We start from the raw sequence: 14,944 nt of genomic DNA, 5'->3' as shown, positions 1-14,944 counted from the left end.
GTCCACGGAGCCGGGGAACCGCTCGCGTCCCCCCACAGCCCGGTAGGCGGCTCGAGGAAGAGGAGCCCGCCTCCATGGCGTCCCACCGTCGTCCCAAACAGCCGAGCCGCGCCCGCGTGACCGTGCTCACCGCGACCGCCGCCGCAGCCGTGGCCCTGACCTCCCAGGCCGCCCACGCCGACCCCAAGCCGACCAAGGACGAGGTCAAGGCGAAGGTCGACAAGCTCTACCACGAGGCCGAGGAGGCCACGGAGCGGTACAACGGCGCCAAGGAGCAGCAGGACAAGCTCAAGAAGCAGACCGACGCGCTCCAGGACAAGGTCGCCCGCGGCCAGGACGAGCTCAACACCCTGCGCGCCGAGCTCGGTTCACTCGCGACGGCGCAGTACCGCTCCGGCGGCCTCGACCCCTCGATCCAGCTGCTGCTCTCCTCGGACCCGGACAGCTTCCTCGACCAGGCCTCCGCGCTCGACCAGCTGACGGCCAAGCAGGCCGAGTCGCTGCGGAAGATCCAGGCGAAGCAGCGGACCCTCGCGCAGCAGCGCAAGGAGGCGCAGGGCAAGCTCACCGATCTCGCCGAGGTCCGCGAGACCCTCGGCAAGAGCAAGACGAAGTTCCAGGGCAAGCTCGCCGAGGCCCAGAAGCTGCTGAACACCCTCACCGCCGCCGAGCGCGCCAAGATGGCCGAGGACGAGCAGCGCGCCAGCCGCGCCGCCGGGGAGCGGGTCGCGCTCGGCAACGGCGGGGGCGGCAACGGCGGGGGCGGCACCGGCGAGCAGGTCGACCTCGGCAACGAGGCCCCGGCGTCCGCGCTCGGCGCCGCCGCCCTCCAGGCCGCGAGCACCCGGGTGGGCAAGCCGTACGTCCGCGCCGCCACCGGCCCCGACTCCTTCGACTGCTCGGGCCTGACCCAGTGGGCGTACGCCCAGGCGGGTGCCCAGATCAGCCGCACCACCTACACCCAGATCAACCAGGGCACCCGCATCGCCCGCAGCCAGTTGAAGCCGGGTGACCTCGTCTTCTTCAGCAACACCTCGCACGTGGGGCTCTACGCGGGCAACAACACCGTGCTGCACGCCCCGTACCCCGGCACGAACGTCCGCTACGAGTCGATGAGCACCGTCGGCAGCTACGAGGCCGCGGTGCGCATCTGACGTGCCCTCAGGTGCGGGCCGGCCGCACGGATTCCGTCGCCGGCCGAGGCGGTCCTGACGGTACGGGTGATGCGGCGTTACCCTGCGCGGACGATCCTGCACTGGAGGTACGGATGCGTCATTCCGTCAGCCGGAATGTGTCGTTCTCAATCGTGATCGCCGTCATCGGCACGCTCGGTGCCGCGACGCCCGCGGCCTCTGCGCCACCCGTCCCGCCTCCCAAGTCACCGGTGGCGGTGGGGTACGGGGGAGCGGTGTCGAGTGTCGACGCGGATGCCTCGGCGGCCGGCATCGAGGTACTCCGCAAGGGCGGCAACGCCGTTGACGCGGCCGTCGCGACCGCCGCCGCGCTGGGTGTCACCGAGCCGTACTCGGCCGGCATCGGCGGCGGCGGGTACTTCGTCCACTACGACGCCAGGACGGGCCGGGTCCAGACGGTCGACGGCCGAGAGACGGCCCCGCGCAGCGCGGACTCCTCGCTCTTCCTGGAGAACGGGAAGCCGCTCCCCTTCGAGGAGGCCGTCACCAGCGGACTCGGAGTGGGGACCCCCGGCACCCCCGCCACCTGGGAGAAGGTGCTCGACGCCTGGGGGACCAAGCCACTCGGGCGGCTGCTGGAACCGGCCGAGCGGCTGGCCCGCGACGGCTTCGTCGTGGACGAGACCTTCCGCTCCCAGACCGCCGCCAACCAGGCGCGGTTCGCCGACTTCCCCGCGACCGCCGAACTCTTCCTGCCCGGCGGGAAGCCGCCGGTGACCGGCTCGGTGTTCAAGAACCCCGATCTCGCCCGTACGTACCGGACCCTGGGGCGTGAAGGCGTCGACGAGCTGTACCGGGGCAGCCTGGCCCGGGACATCGTGTCGACCGTACGGAAGCCGCCCGTGGACCCGGAGGCGACGCGCACCGTGCGCCCGGGGGACCTGACGACCGCCGACCTGAAGGCGTACCGCGCACTGCGCCAGGCCCCGACGAGGACCGGCTACCGGGGCCTCGACGTGTACGGGATCGCGCCGTCCTCCTCGGGGGGCACCAGCGTGGGCGAGGCCCTCAACATCCTGGAGTCGACGGACCTTTCGAAGGTGAGCGAGACGCAGTACCTGCACCGCCTCATCGAGGCGAGCAGGATCGCGTTCGCCGACCGGGGCCGCTGGGTCGGTGATCCGGCGTTCGAGGACGTGCCCACGCGTGAGCTGCTGAGTCAGCGCTTCGCCGATGCGCGCGAGTGCCTCATCAAGGACGACGCGGTCCTCACCAGCCCGCTCGCACCGGGCGACCCGCGTCACCCCACCCGCTGCGCGACCGGCGGGAAGGCGGCCCCGACGACGTACGAGGGCGAGAACACGACGCACCTGACGACCGCCGACAAGTGGGGCAACGTCGTCGCGTACACCCTGACGATCGAGTCGACGGGCGGCAGCGGGATCACCGTGCCGGGGCGGGGATTCCTGCTCAACAACGAGCTGACCGACTTCTCGTTCGCACCGGCCGACCCCGCGGTGCACGACCCGAACCTGCCCGGGCCGTCCAAGCGTCCGCGCTCGTCGATCTCGCCGACCATCGTGCTGGAGCACGGAAAGCCCGTGCTGGCCCTGGGATCGCCGGGCGGTGCCACGATCATCACCACCGTCCTGCAGTCGCTCACCGGCCACCTGGACCGTGGGCTGCCGCTGGTCGACGCGATCGCCGCGCCCCGCGCCAGCCAGCGGAACGCGGCCACGACCGAGATCGAGCCCGGACTGTGGGACAGCCCGGTCCGGGGCGAGCTCGAGGCCATCGGCCATGTGTTCAAGGCGAACCCGGAGATCGGGGCTGCCACCGGTGTCCAGCGGCTTCCGGACGGGCGCTGGCTCGCGGCCGCGGAAAAGGTGCGGCGGGGCGGCGGCTCGGCCATGGTGGTGCAGCCGGGCGGGCGTCCATGACCGGTCGGCGGTAGCAGTGGACCTCGGGGCCGGCACGCCGCGCCGAGTCGCGGCGTGCCGGCCCCGAGGCCGTGACGGGCGGCGGGGATGTCCCGGCCGCCCGGGCCAGGAAGGGCCCACCGGGTCCTTCGCGTCCAGCGAAAGGCGTCCCCCACGGTGCTCACGCGCATGCACGCCCTCTCCGTCGTCTCCGGCGCCGCCCTGCTCGCCGCCACCGCCTTTCCCGCCGTGGCCGACGACGCCGGCGGAACCGGCAAGGATCCGGTGAGCGCCGCCGAGCTGCTGGCCCGGGTGAAGAGCTGCGACCGGATCTCCACGGGGAAGTACCGGACGGACGAAGGGGGCCCGGCGAAGGTGCCGGTGTGCGGGACGCGGGGAGCCGTGTTCTGGGAGGCGGACATGGACATCGACTGCGACGGCCGGATCACCAAGGCCTGCAACAGCAGGACGGACCCGTCCTTCCAGTCGCAGACGGCGTTCCAGACGTCGGCCGGCACACACCTGGACGCCGCCCGGCTGCCGTACGTGGTCGTGCCGGGACCGGGCCCGCTCTGGGACTACCGGAAGTCGGGCATCCGCGGGGGCGGGGTGGCCGCCGTGATCCACGACGGCAAGGTCCGCTACGCCGTCGTCGGCGACACCGGCCCCACCGGGATCATCGGGGAGGCGTCGTACGCCGCCGCGGTGGCGCTCGGCATCGACCCCGACCCGAGGACCGGCGGGGCCGCGTCCGGAGTCACGTACATCCTGTTCAAGAACTCCGAGGTGACCCCGATCGAGAGCGCCGGGGCGGCCGTCACCGAAGGCGAGGCGCTGGCCCGGAAGTTCGTGGACCAGGGCTGAGCCGGCTCTCCGGCCCTTCCGCGCGGTCGGAGCGCGGTCAGAGCGCGGTCAGGATCCGGGGGCCGCTGTCCGTGACGGCCACCGTGTGTTCGGCGTGGGCGGCCCGGCTGCCGTCGTCCGTACGGAGGGTCCAGCCGTCCCGGTCCGGGTGGAACACGTCGCCGCCGCCCGCGATCAGCATCGGCTCGATGGCCAGCACCAGCCCGTGCCGCAGCGGCATCCCCCGGCCCGGCCGCCCCTCGTTGGGGACTCCCGGGTCCTCGTGCATCTGCCGGCCGATGCCGTGGCCGCCGAACCCCTCCGGGATGCCGTAACCGGCGCCCCGGCACACCGTGCCGATGGCGTGGGCGATGTCGCCGATCCGGTTGCCCACGACCGCCGCCGCGATGCCCGCGTCCAGGGCGGCGTACGCCGTGTCGATCAGCCTGGTGTCCGCGGCGCGGGCCCGGCCGACGGTGAAGCTGATCGCCGAGTCACCGGCCCAGCCGTTCAGGACCGCGCCCGCGTCGATGCTCACCAGGTCCCCGTCGCGGAGCCGGTAGCCGGTCGGGATGCCGTGCACGATCGCGTCGTTGACGGACGCGCAGATGACCGCGGGGAACGGGGTGGGGGCGAAGTGCGGCTTGTAGTTCAGGAAGGGCGATCCGGCACCGGCGTCGCGCAGGACCTCACGCGCCACGTCGTCGAGCTCCAGGAGGGACACGCCGACCGCGGCGGCCTCCCTGACGGCGGTGAGCAGCTGGGCCACGACCCGTCCGGTGTCGCGCATCGCCTCGATGGATGAATCTGTCTTGAGTTGCACCATGCCAATTACTATACCGGTTGATCCGGTATTAGAATGACGGCATGGTACGGAATCCCCTGACCCCCGAAGAGCGCCGACGCGGCGAGCGGCTCGGCGAACTGCTGCGTGCGGCGCGCGGCGGACGCAGCATGGTCGCGGTCGCGGCGAGCGCCGGAATCTCGGCCGAGACGCTCCGCAAGATCGAGACGGGCCGGGCCCCCACCCCCGCCTTCTTCACGGTCGCCGCGCTGGCGGGAGCCCTCGGGCTGTCGATGGACGAGCTGCTCGCCCACTGCGCACCGGTGCCAGGACCGGTCCCGGGGCCGCTGCCGGAACCGGGGGCACTGCCCCTCACGGCTTAGGCCGAGTAGGGTCACGGCCGTGACTCTCCAGGACTTCGCCCGCAGTGAATACGTCAGCCTGACCACCTACCGGAAGGACGGCACACCCGTCGCCACGCCCGTCTGGGCCGCGGCGGACGACGGGGTGCTGTACGTCTGGACCCGGTCCGACTCCTGGAAGGTCAAGCGGCTGCGCAACGACAGCCGCGTCCGCGTCACCGTCTGCGATGTCCGGGGCCGGATCGCCGAGGGCGCGCCGAGCGCGGACGGCACCGCGCTCCTGCTCGACGAGGACGGGACCAGGGCGGTGCGCAAGGTGCTGGCCCGCAAGTACACCTGGAAGTTCTGGCTCCTGGACTGGCCCGCCATGGTCGTACGGCTCGGCATGCGCCCCCACACGGGGATCGCCGTCACCCTCTGACGGGGCGCGCCGCCCGTGCCGCGCTCCGGACGCACCGTGCCGGAAAAGCGCGCGTAGTCCACCCGTAACACGCCCGCGGTCGAATGCCCGGCGGACTGGAATGTTCCAGCCCGGGCGACCGGTGAGGGCGGCGGTGACAGTGCATCAGCACGCGGTGGAAGTAGAGGCGTTCGCACAGTACCTACGAGAACTGGCCGACCTGCTCGATCCCGGGCAGGGCTGGTACGGGGTCTTCCGCGCGCGGGACCCCGAGGGCATGCGCGCCTGCTTCGACGGTTCCGAGGTCCCGCCCTGGGACGTGGTCGAGTCGCTGCTCCAGGACCTCGCCGCGGTGCGCGGCACCGCGTTCGCCGCGCAGGAGTCCGTACGGGCCGCCGCGCTGTGCGCCGCGTCGGCCGCCGCGTACGACAGGCGCCCGGGCGGCCGGCAGGCCCTCGTGGACCGGCTCGGCGTGATGCTCCGGGAACAGGCGTACGCCGCCCGCAGGATGCGCGCGGCCGGTGCGGAGGGGGCGGCCGCGCGGGACGGGGAGACCGAGGCGCTCGCCTGGGCGCGCGACGACCACGCCCGCGCCACGGCCCGCTGCGCGGAGCTCCGCAACCGGCTCGCGGCCGTGGAGAGGACCGTGCCCGACAGCTGGTTCCGGGAGCAGGAGGACGCGAACACTCCTGACCGGGGCGGCGCACCCACGGTTCACGCGCCCCGCACCGAGGGGGCGCACGCCGGCGCATTCGTCCCGGAGACCGCGCCCGCCCCCGCGAAGAAGCGCGGGAAGCCGCGCGGGGCGCGCTTCGCCGGGCTGGACATCGAGGACGGCGCGGAGTCCGCGCCGGTCGCCTCGCGGGTCCCCGAGCTTCCCGCCCCCGCGCCCACCGCCTCCGCCCCGCGCGGGGCACGCTTCAGCGGCGCCCCCGCCGGGACGGGCACGCACCCGGCCCGCGAGGAACCCGACCCCGCCGCACTCCGGGCCGCCGAGGACGCCGTCGCACAGCTCGTACGGCTGCGCGCGGAGGGCCGCAGCGGCGAGGCGCACGCCGTGCTCTGCGAGGCCGCCGCCTGGCCCGCCGGGCACCTGCCGGTCCTCGCCGTCACCCTGCACGGAGCCGGCCTGGACGCCGACTGGGCGACCCTGCTCTGGGAGGTGGCCTCGCTGCCGCCCGCCGGGCTGGCCGCCGCCGCGGGCGCGCTGGCCGTCGCCGGGCACGCCGACGACTGCGGACAGCTGCTGCGGCAGGGGGTGGTCCGGCCCGCCGGCGAGATCGCCGAGGCCGTGGTCGCCCTCGAACAGGCGGGGTGGGAGCCGGAGGCCCGTGCGCTGCTGGGCGCGTTCGTGCGCGTACGGACCCCGCAGGACGCGGCGCGCGTCGCCGAGGGCGGGCCGCGCCACCTCGTCCCCCGGCTGCTCGCCGCGGCACGCGAGGTGTCGGCGGCACGGGAGTGGGACGTGGTCCACGCGCTGCGGGTGGCGGGCATCGCCACACCGTAGGAGCGGGCGCGTACGTCCCGGAAAGGCGCCCCCGCGTCGTACGGCTAGAAGGGCGCCCCCCGGCGTCGTACGGCTGGTCGGACGGCTAGAAGGGCGACCCGTGGGCCGTGCGGCGATGGCCGGCGCGGCGGTCGTCGATGGCCGCCCGGCGCGCCCCGTACACCGTTTCCATGACGGCGGGCTCGCGCAGGAAGTCGTGCGGGAAGCCGAGGGGCACCGCGCTCACCCGGTCCAGCCGCTCGACGGCCTCCGCGTCGAGCTCCGCCTCCAGGCAGGCCAGGTTGTCCGTCAGCTGGCTCTCCGTGGAGGCGCCGATGATGGGGACGATGTTGCCCGGCCGCCCGCGCAGCCAGGCGAGCGCGACCTGCGCCGGGGTCCAGCCGCCCCGGTCCGCGATCTCCACCACCGCGCGCACCGTCGCGTACTCACGGCGCTCCGCCTCGTCGGCCGTGCCGTCCGGGGGAGCGGCCGCATCGAGGTGCTTCCCCGTCAGCCGGCCGCGCGCGAGGGGGCTCCAGGCGAAGACCGCCTGGTCGAACCCGTACGCCTGAGGGAGGAGTTCACGCTCAGGGGTGCGCTCCAGCAGGCTGTAGCGCAGCTGCGAGCCCGCGAAGGCGGTCCAGCCGCGCAGCTCGGCGAGCGTGCAGGCCTGGGCGATCTCCCAGGCGGGCCAGTCCGACACCCCGATGTAGAGCACCTTCCCCGCGCGGACGAGGTCGTCGAGCGCCCGCATGACCTCCTCCACCGGGGTGAAGTGGTCCCGCGCGTGCACCCACAGGACGTCGAGCCGGTCGGTGCGCAGCCGCCGCAGGCTCGCCTCCACCGCCCGTACGAGGTTCTTGCGGTGGTTCCCGGCCGCGTTCAGGTCGTCCGGGTCGGTCGCGCAGGAGTACTTGCTGGCGAGGACGAGGTTCTCCCGGCGGTCGCCGAGCAGTCCGCCCAGCACCGATTCCGAGGAGCCGCCGCCGTAGATGTCGGCGGTGTCGACGAAGTTGCCGCCCGCCTCCAGATAGGCGTCGAGGATGCGCCCGCTGGTCCTGCCGACCGCCTCCGGCCCGGACTCGTGGCTGCCGAGCGTCATGGCCCCCAGGGCCAGTTCGCTGACCCGCAGCCCCGTCCTGCCGAACAGTGTGTACCGCACAAGATCCCCTTCGGTCGTCGCTGCACGGAGGCTACGAGCTGGAGTGGGCTCGAAGGCAAGGGCCGGTCCCCGCGTGTGCACCGATGCCGTCCCGGACGCGCCTCGCCGCCGTGCGCCCTCTGTGGTCCATGCATGTCGCCGGTCCGCACGGGGTTGGGGAGATAAATCCCCTGACACCCTTTATCGTCGTTCGAGGCATAACCACACAAGTGGTACATGTCCCCCCAGTGATGTGGAGGCACCATGCTCACCCAGGAGATCACCCTCACTGCGACACCGGCCCAGACCACCACGCTGAGTGCCCTCATGGCGGAGCCCGAGGCGGCCGTCAGCGACGCTCCGCTCTACACCCCCGAGGCCGCGGGCTTCCTGCTCGCCCTCCTCCTCCTGTCTCCCAAGGAGCCGAAGGAGCCCCGGGGCAAGTGAGTTCCCACTCCGCGTTCGCCGAGGCGGCCGACGCCCTGGCAGTCAGTGTCCTCGGTGCCCTCGACGGCACCGGGGGCGCTGTGCAGCTGGCCCGGTACGCCGACGACGCCCCCGACACCCTCGCGGCCCTGGCGGCCGTCCGTGTGCTGGGGGCCGACGTCTTCAGCCCCCATCTCCTGGCGGGCCATCCCTTCCCGGCGCAGGACACCGCCGTCGTGGCCAAGGCCTTCGACGCCTTCCCCGCGTCCGACGCACCGGAGGAGGCGGCGGTCGCCCTGCGCGACCACGCCACCGCGGTCCTGCTCGCCCGGATCTCCGGGGACGAGGCGCTGCGCGCCCTCGCCCCCGTACCGGCCGACGACGTCGCGCCCGGTGACGCCGCCGACTGGAGCGCCTGGTCCGTGAGGATGGCCCAACTCGCCCCCCTCGCCACGCTCGGCCTCGACGGCCCGGTCCACGAGGCCGCCCGCCAGGGGGCCTTGGCGCTGAGCCGCGGCGTCAGCCGCTCGATCCTGCGCCGCGACTTCCCCACCGCCGTGCGCCTCGTCCGCTGGCTGGCCCGGCTGCGGTACGACGGCGCGGAACTGCCCCTGGACCCGGACGTCGCCGCCGAGCACGTATGGCTGGTGGGCGGGGCGGGCCCGCGTGCCGCCCTGGACCTGGCGATCGCCCGGCACTTCCTCGAACTGCCGCCCCGTACGGCTCCCAAGGAGGCGGCACGCCCATGACGACGATCCCCGAGCCGGTCACCCGGGCGGCCCGCAGCATGGCCGACCGGGCGCTGTCGTGGCTGCACGCCAACCGGAACCTCGGCGGGCTGCCGCCGGGCACGACCGAGACCATGGCCGACCCCGACAGCGTCTACAAGCCCCTGGGGGAGACCACCCTCGCGGCCTCCCTGATCCTGCGCGACGGTGTCGCGGGCCCCGGCCGGCTGGCCGCCGCCCAGAGCCTGATGGACTTCACCTGGGAGCAGTTCAGGCAGGGCGACATGATCTACGAGCGCCAGCTCCGCCACACCCTGATGACGGACCCGCTGGAGATGTACGCCCCCTTCGTCCGCTGCGGCTACCGCCACGAGGCGCTGGACCGCCTCCTCGTCCACCGGTCGCGCATGCGGTCGGTGAGCAGCGTCGAGGTCCTGCCGAACCGGCGGCTCGCCGTCGCCAACGCCGCCCGGGTCGTGGGCCTGGACCAGGCGGAGGACCTGAACGCGCTGGCCGCGGCCACCTGGCTCGGCGCGCGGCCGGAGCCGTGGGCCATCAACTGGATCACGGCCTACGCGGTGACCCACACCGTCTTCCACCTCACCGACTGGGGCGGCAACCCGGGCGGACTGCCGCCCGAACTCGCCGACTACGTACGCACCTGGCTCCCCGTCTGGATCGACGTCTGGCGCGAGGTGGGGCAGTGGGACCTCGTCACGGAACTGCTCGTCGTGGGCGCCTCGATCGAGAACCCCTACTGCCGTACGGAGGACTGGGAGGCCGTCGCCGCCCTCCAGCACGAGGACGGACTCGTGCCCCGGGACAGCGACCCGGTGGACGACGACCCCCAGCGGCGCTTCACGGACCACCAGCACACGGTGGTCGTCGCGGCCGTCGCCGGATCCGTGGCGCTCGCCCGGGCGGCGGGGCAGCGGTGAGCAGGTGACGCGGCCGCCGCTGACCGTTCCGCTCCGGCCCCTCCTGGCATCGGCCCCGGGGCCGGCGGCCGCGGTCGCGGCGGTGCGCGGCGCCGAACGTACGGTGCTCTGCCGCGGCCCGGTGGGGGAGAGCACCCGGTTCGAGACGGGCTCGCTGACGAAGACCTTCACCGCACTGCTGCTCGCCGAACTGGCCGCCCGGGGCGAGGTCGGCTACGGCGACCGCGCCGACCGCTATCTGCCCTTCCGGCTCCCCGGGCCCCCGCTCACCCTCCTCCACCTCGCCACCCACACCTCCGGGCTGCCCCGGCTGCCCCCGGGACTGCTCGGCCGGGCCGTACGCGGCGGATGGTTCAGCAATCCGTACGCCGAATTCTCCGAGGACGACCTGCTGGCCTCGCTGCGCCGCACCCGGCTGCGGAACCGGCCCGGCACCCGGGTCCTCTACTCCAACTTCGGCGGGGGCCTGCTGGGCCACGTGCTCGCCAGGGCCGCCGGCGGCACCGGGAGCGACTACCCCGCGCTGCTGGCCGACCGCGTCACCGGCCCCCTCGGCCTCACCGACACGGACTGCGACCCCAACCGCCCCCAGACCACCGGACATTGGCACGGCCGCCCGCGTCCCGCCCTGCTGATGCCCGGGCTGACCGCGGCCGGTGCCGTACGGTCCAGCGCCCGGGACCTGTTGCGCGTCCTGACCGCCCTCCTGGACCCGGACACCGTCCCCGGCCCGGCGCTGCGCACCGCGCTCACCGAGGTGCAGCGGCCCCGGCTGAGCGTCCCGCGCACCGGATCCCGGCTCTGCCTGATCTGGAACCTCCGTCCGCGCCCGGGCGGCGCGCTGCTCCACCACTCCGGCGGCACCCGCGGCTTCACCGCCTTCGCCGGCTTCCTCCCCGGCTCGGGCACCGGCCTCGTGGCCCTCACGAACACGGCCCCCACCCCGCTCGCCCCCTTCACGCAGTCCGCGTACGGGGCACTGCGCGAACTGGACTCCGCGCCCTCCGCGACGGTGTGGACCGCTCGGGTATGAAACATGATCGACTCCGCCGGTTCACGGCGATGGTCTTGCCCCGCTGTGTGACGGGGCTTACGTTCTCCTCCTATGCACCGTGTCTACGGGCGTAGAGAACGTAGAGGCTCTCTGACGCCGCGTCGAAGGAGCAGCTCATGTCCCACGTCGTACGCGCCGCACTCGTCCAGGCGACCTGGACCGGCGACACCGAATCCATGATCGCCAAGCACGAGGAACACGCGCGTGAGGCCGCCCGCCAGGGCGCGAAGATCATCGGCTTCCAGGAGGTGTTCAACGCCCCCTACTTCTGCCAGGTCCAGGAGCCCGAGCACTACCGCTGGGCCGAACCCGTCCCGGACGGGCCCACGGTCCGGCGGATGGCCGACCTGGCCCGGGAGACGGGCATGGTGATCGTCGTGCCGGTCTTCGAAGTCGAACAGTCCGGCTTCTACTACAACACCGCGGCGGTGATCGACGCCGACGGCTCCTACCTCGGCAAGTACCGCAAGCACCACATCCCGCAGGTCAAGGGCTTCTGGGAGAAGTACTACTTCAAGCCCGGCAATGCCGGCTGGCCGGTCTTCGACACCGCCGTCGGCAAGGTCGGCGTCTACATCTGCTACGACCGGCACTTCCCCGAGGGCTGGCGCCAACTCGGACTCAACGGAGCCCAGTTGGTCTACAACCCGTCCGCCACCTCGCGCGGTCTCTCCGGCTATCTGTGGCAGCTCGAACAGCCCGCGTCGGCCGTCGCCAACGAGTACTTCGTCGCCGCGATCAACCGCGTCGGCCAGGAGGAGTACGGCGACAACGACTTCTACGGCACGAGCTACTTCGTCGACCCCCGCGGTCAGTTCGTCGGCGACGTCGCGAGCGACAAGGAGGAGGAACTCGTCGTACGCGACCTGGACTTCGGGCTGATCGACCAGGTCCGCCAGCAGTGGGCCTTCTACCGGGACCGCAGGCCCGACGCGTACGACGGGCTGGTGGAGCCGTGACCGGACTGCACGAGCGGCACCTTGCCGTCAGCCCCGCCTGGCTGGCGCTCTACTACCGGCACCCCCTGGAGCTCACCCACGGCGAGGGCCGCCACGTCTGGGACGCGGACGGCAACCGCTACCTCGACTTCTTCGGCGGCATCCTCACCACGATGACCGCGCACGCCCTGCCCGAGGTGACCAAGGCCGTCTCCGAGCAGGCCGGCCGGCTCATCCACTCCTCGACCCTCTACCTCAACCGCCCGATGGTCGAGCTCGCCGAACGGGTCGCCACGCTCTCCGGCATCCCCGACGCCCGGGTCTTCTTCACCACCTCGGGCACCGAGGCCAACGACGCCGCCCTGCTGCTCGCCACCGCCTACCGCGGCTCCAACCAGATCCTGGCGATGCGCAACAGCTACCACGGCAGGTCGTTCTCGGCCGTGTCCATCACGGGCAACAGGTCCTGGTCGCCCACCAGCCTGTCGCCCCTCCAGACGCTCTACGTCCATGGCGGGGTCCGGAGCAGGGGACCGTACGCCGAACTGAGCGACGAACGGTTCATCAAGGCCTGCGTGGCCGACCTGGAGGACCTGCTCGGACACACCCGGAACCCCGCGGCGCTGATCGCCGAACCCGTCCAGGGGGTCGGCGGCTTCACCTCACCCCCCGACGGGCTGTACGCGGCCTTCCGCGAGGTCCTCGACCGGCACGGCATCCTGTGGATCTCCGACGAGGTGCAGACCGGCTGGGGACGCACCGGCGACCACTTCTGGGGCTGGCAGGCACACGCCGGCAGCGGACCGCCGGACATCCTCACCTTCGCCAAGGGCATCGGCAACGGCATGTCCATCGGCGGGGTCGTCGCCCGCGCCGACGTCATGAACTGCCTGGACGCCAACTCCATCTCGACGTTCGGCGGATCGCCGGTCACCATGGCCGCCGGGCTCGCCAACCTCTCGTACCTGCTGGAGCACGACCTCCAGGGCAACGCCCGGCGGGTCGGCGGCCTGCTCGTCGAACGGCTCCGCGCGATCGGGGCGGGCTTCCCGGCCGTACGGGAGGTGCGCGGCCGCGGGCTCATGATCGGCATCGAGCTGGTGAAGCCCGGCACCGACGAGGCCGACCCGGAGGCCGCCGCCGCCGTACTCGAAGCGGCCCGCGCGGGCGGGCTGCTCATCGGGAAGGGCGGCGGCCACGACACCAGCGTCCTGCGGATCGCGCCGCCCCTGTCGCTCACCGTCGCCGAGGCCGAGGAAGGCGCGGAGATCCTGGGCGAGGCGCTGCACGCGGCCACCTGAGCGCCGGGCCCCGCGGCGGCCCGCCCCGCCGCGGGACCCGCCCACGTCCCCGTACGCCATCACGCACCAGGAGGGGCACATGAGCCGCACCGTCATCCACGGCGGACTCGTCATCACCGCGTCGGACGAGATCCACGCCGATGTACTCGTCGAGGGCGGCCGTGTCGCCGCCCTCGCCGCACCCGGCACCGACGCCGCGGCCGGCTGGACCGCCGAGCGCAGGATCGACGCCACCGGGAAGTACGTCATCCCGGGCGGCGTCGACGCGCACACGCACATGGAGATGCCGTTCGGCGGGACCTACGCCGCCGACACCTTCGAGACCGGCACCCGGGCGGCGGCCTGGGGCGGCACCACCACGATCGTCGACTTCGCCATCCAGACCAGGGGCCGCCCGCTGCGCGAAGGGCTCGACGCCTGGTTCGAGAAGGCCGACGGCAGGTGCGCCGTCGACTACGGCTTCCACATGATCCTCTCGGACGTGAACGAGTCCTCGCTCAAGGAGATGGACCGCCTGGTCGCGGAGGGCATCACCTCGTTCAAGCTCTTCATGGCCTACCCGGGGGTGTTCTACAGCGACGACGGCCAGATCCTCCGTGCCATGCAGAGGGCCTCCGGCAACGGCGGCCTGATCATGATGCACGCGGAGAACGGCATCGCCATCGACGTCCTCGTCGAGCAGGCACTCGCCGAGGGGCGCACCGACCCCCGCTACCACGGCGACGTGCGCAAGGTCGCGCTGGAGGCCGAGGCCACCCACCGCGCGGTCCAGCTCGCCAGGGTCGCGGGAGCGCCGCTGTACGTCGTCCACGTCTCCGCCGACGAAGCCGTCGCCGAGATCGCCGCCGCCCGCCACAAGGGGCTCCCGGTCTTCGGCGAGACCTGTCCGCAGTACCTCTTCCTCTCCACGGACAACCTCGCCGAACCGGACTTCGAGGGCGCGAAGTACGTCTGCTCGACCCCGCTGCGCCCCAGGGAGCACCAGGAGGCGCTCTGGCGCGGGCTCCGCAACGACGAACTCCAGGTGGTCTCCACCGACCACTGCCCGTTCTGCTTCTCGGGCCAGAAGGAGATGGGCCGGGGGGACTTCTCGAAGATCCCCAACGGCATGCCCGGCGTGGAACACCGGATGGATCTGCTGCACCAGGCGGTGGTGGACGGGAACCTCACCCGCCGCCGCTGGATCGAGATCGCCTGCGCGGCACCGGCCCGGATGTTCGGCCTGTACCCCCGGAAGGGGACGATCGCGCCGGGCACGGACGCGGACATCGTGGTGTACGACCCGGAGGCCGAGCAGGTGCTGTCGGCCGAGACGCACCACATGAACGTGGACTACTCGGCGTACGAGGGCAAACGGATCACCGGACGGGTCGAGACGGTCCTCTCGCGCGGGGTCCCGGTCATCGAGGACGGCGCGTACGTGGGACACGCGGGGCACGGGGCCTACGTGCCACGGGGGTTGTGCCAGAACCTGTGAGACACGGGACGAGC

General features: G+C 73.0%; 15 protein-coding genes. 13 read left to right on the top strand and 2 right to left on the bottom strand.

Annotated features, from left to right (window positions below; all coding sequences use genetic code 11):
• The first annotated feature begins 74 nt into the window (after positions 1-74).
• The 3 genes from ACZ607_RS06665 (at position 75) to ACZ607_RS06655 (ending at position 3,916) form a co-directional block, all read left to right on the top strand.
• Positions 75-1,154, top strand: coding sequence for a C40 family peptidase (locus ACZ607_RS06665; protein WP_469732424.1), 1,080 nt, complete (start codon positions 75-77; stop codon positions 1,152-1,154).
• Positions 1,155-1,267: 113 nt separating this feature from the next.
• A complete protein-coding gene (gene ggt, locus ACZ607_RS06660) occupies positions 1,268-3,073 on the top strand; it encodes a gamma-glutamyltransferase (protein WP_469732422.1) in 1,806 nt (601 codons plus the stop codon).
• A gap of 168 nt (positions 3,074-3,241) precedes the next feature.
• Positions 3,242-3,916, top strand: a complete 675-nt coding sequence (locus ACZ607_RS06655) for a glycoside hydrolase family 75 protein (protein ID WP_469732420.1) — start codon at positions 3,242-3,244, stop codon at positions 3,914-3,916.
• A gap of 37 nt (positions 3,917-3,953) precedes the next feature.
• Here the strand turns inward: ACZ607_RS06655 and map are convergent, their stop codons facing one another.
• A complete protein-coding gene (gene map, locus ACZ607_RS06650) occupies positions 3,954-4,721 on the bottom strand; it encodes a type I methionyl aminopeptidase (protein ID WP_469732418.1) in 768 nt (255 codons plus the stop codon).
• A 41-nt stretch (positions 4,722-4,762) separates the two neighbouring features.
• On the opposite strand from map, the gene ACZ607_RS06645 reads away from it, so the two are divergent.
• From ACZ607_RS06645 to ACZ607_RS06635, 3 genes are all read left to right on the top strand, one after another.
• The gene (locus ACZ607_RS06645) at positions 4,763-5,062 is read left to right on the top strand and encodes a helix-turn-helix domain-containing protein (protein ID WP_469732417.1); all 300 of its coding nucleotides are present in this window, start codon (positions 4,763-4,765) and stop codon (positions 5,060-5,062) included.
• Between the two features lie 19 nt (positions 5,063-5,081).
• The gene (locus ACZ607_RS06640; protein ID WP_469732415.1) at positions 5,082-5,462 is read left to right on the top strand and encodes a PPOX class F420-dependent oxidoreductase; all 381 of its coding nucleotides are present in this window, start codon (positions 5,082-5,084) and stop codon (positions 5,460-5,462) included.
• Positions 5,463-5,595: 133 nt separating this feature from the next.
• Positions 5,596-6,948: a hypothetical protein gene (locus tag ACZ607_RS06635; RefSeq protein WP_469732413.1), complete on the top strand. Its 1,353-nt coding sequence runs from the start codon at positions 5,596-5,598 to the stop codon at positions 6,946-6,948.
• An 85-nt stretch (positions 6,949-7,033) separates the two neighbouring features.
• Here ACZ607_RS06635 and ACZ607_RS06630 read toward each other — a convergent pair whose 3' ends face one another.
• Positions 7,034-8,089 carry an aldo/keto reductase gene (locus ACZ607_RS06630; RefSeq protein ID WP_469732411.1) on the bottom strand — a complete coding sequence of 352 codons (1,056 nt, stop codon included), beginning with the start codon at positions 8,087-8,089 and terminating at the stop codon, positions 7,034-7,036.
• A gap of 243 nt (positions 8,090-8,332) precedes the next feature.
• Between ACZ607_RS06630 and ACZ607_RS06625 the strand changes: the two genes are divergently transcribed.
• The 7 genes from ACZ607_RS06625 to hydA all read left to right on the top strand — a co-directional run bounded on the left by ACZ607_RS06625 (position 8,333) and on the right by hydA (position 14,930).
• Positions 8,333-8,515 carry a hypothetical protein gene (locus ACZ607_RS06625; RefSeq protein WP_099175108.1) on the top strand — a complete coding sequence of 61 codons (183 nt, stop codon included), beginning with the start codon at positions 8,333-8,335 and terminating at the stop codon, positions 8,513-8,515.
• Positions 8,512-9,243: a hypothetical protein gene (locus ACZ607_RS06620; protein WP_469732409.1), complete on the top strand. Its 732-nt coding sequence runs from the start codon at positions 8,512-8,514 to the stop codon at positions 9,241-9,243. The genes ACZ607_RS06625 and ACZ607_RS06620 overlap by 4 nt, the downstream gene beginning before the upstream one ends.
• A complete protein-coding gene (locus ACZ607_RS06615) occupies positions 9,240-10,160 on the top strand; it encodes a DUF6895 family protein (RefSeq protein WP_469732407.1) in 921 nt (306 codons plus the stop codon). The genes ACZ607_RS06620 and ACZ607_RS06615 overlap by 4 nt, the downstream gene beginning before the upstream one ends.
• Before the next feature lie 4 nt (positions 10,161-10,164).
• On the top strand, positions 10,165-11,193 hold the full coding sequence (locus tag ACZ607_RS06610; RefSeq protein ID WP_469732405.1) for a serine hydrolase domain-containing protein: 1,029 nt from the start codon (positions 10,165-10,167) through the stop codon (positions 11,191-11,193).
• 137 nt (positions 11,194-11,330) lie between these two features.
• Entirely contained in the window at positions 11,331-12,173 is an 843-nt protein-coding gene (locus tag ACZ607_RS06605) for a nitrilase-related carbon-nitrogen hydrolase (RefSeq protein ID WP_469732403.1), read from the top strand.
• Positions 12,170-13,453, top strand: a complete 1,284-nt coding sequence (locus ACZ607_RS06600) for an aspartate aminotransferase family protein (protein ID WP_469732401.1) — start codon at positions 12,170-12,172, stop codon at positions 13,451-13,453. The genes ACZ607_RS06605 and ACZ607_RS06600 overlap by 4 nt, the downstream gene beginning before the upstream one ends.
• A 79-nt stretch (positions 13,454-13,532) precedes the next feature.
• On the top strand, positions 13,533-14,930 hold the full coding sequence (hydA, locus tag ACZ607_RS06595) for a dihydropyrimidinase (protein ID WP_469732400.1): 1,398 nt from the start codon (positions 13,533-13,535) through the stop codon (positions 14,928-14,930).
• Positions 14,931-14,944 lie beyond the last annotated feature (14 nt).

It is taken from the genome of Streptomyces sp. NPDC104381 (assembly GCF_055583745.1).
This window is presented reverse-complemented; position numbering and strand designations above follow the sequence as displayed.

What these genes read in the sequence shown, in the direction of transcription:
- ACZ607_RS06665 (WP_469732424.1), top strand. Translation starts at nt 75, where the DNA reads ATGGCGTCCCACCGTCGTCCCAAACAGCCGAGCCGCGCCCGCGTGACC.
- ggt (WP_469732422.1), top strand. Translation starts at nt 1,268, where the DNA reads ATGCGTCATTCCGTCAGCCGGAATGTGTCGTTCTCAATCGTGATCGCC.
- ACZ607_RS06655 (WP_469732420.1), top strand. Translation starts at nt 3,242, where the DNA reads ATGCACGCCCTCTCCGTCGTCTCCGGCGCCGCCCTGCTCGCCGCCACC.
- map (WP_469732418.1), bottom strand. Translation starts at nt 4,721, where the DNA reads ATGGTGCAACTCAAGACAGATTCATCCATCGAGGCGATGCGCGACACC.
- ACZ607_RS06645 (WP_469732417.1), top strand. Translation starts at nt 4,763, where the DNA reads ATGGTACGGAATCCCCTGACCCCCGAAGAGCGCCGACGCGGCGAGCGG.
- ACZ607_RS06625 (WP_099175108.1), top strand. Translation starts at nt 8,333, where the DNA reads ATGCTCACCCAGGAGATCACCCTCACTGCGACACCGGCCCAGACCACC.
- ACZ607_RS06615 (WP_469732407.1), top strand. Translation starts at nt 9,240, where the DNA reads ATGACGACGATCCCCGAGCCGGTCACCCGGGCGGCCCGCAGCATGGCC.
- ACZ607_RS06605 (WP_469732403.1), top strand. Translation starts at nt 11,331, where the DNA reads ATGTCCCACGTCGTACGCGCCGCACTCGTCCAGGCGACCTGGACCGGC.
- hydA (WP_469732400.1), top strand. Translation starts at nt 13,533, where the DNA reads ATGAGCCGCACCGTCATCCACGGCGGACTCGTCATCACCGCGTCGGAC.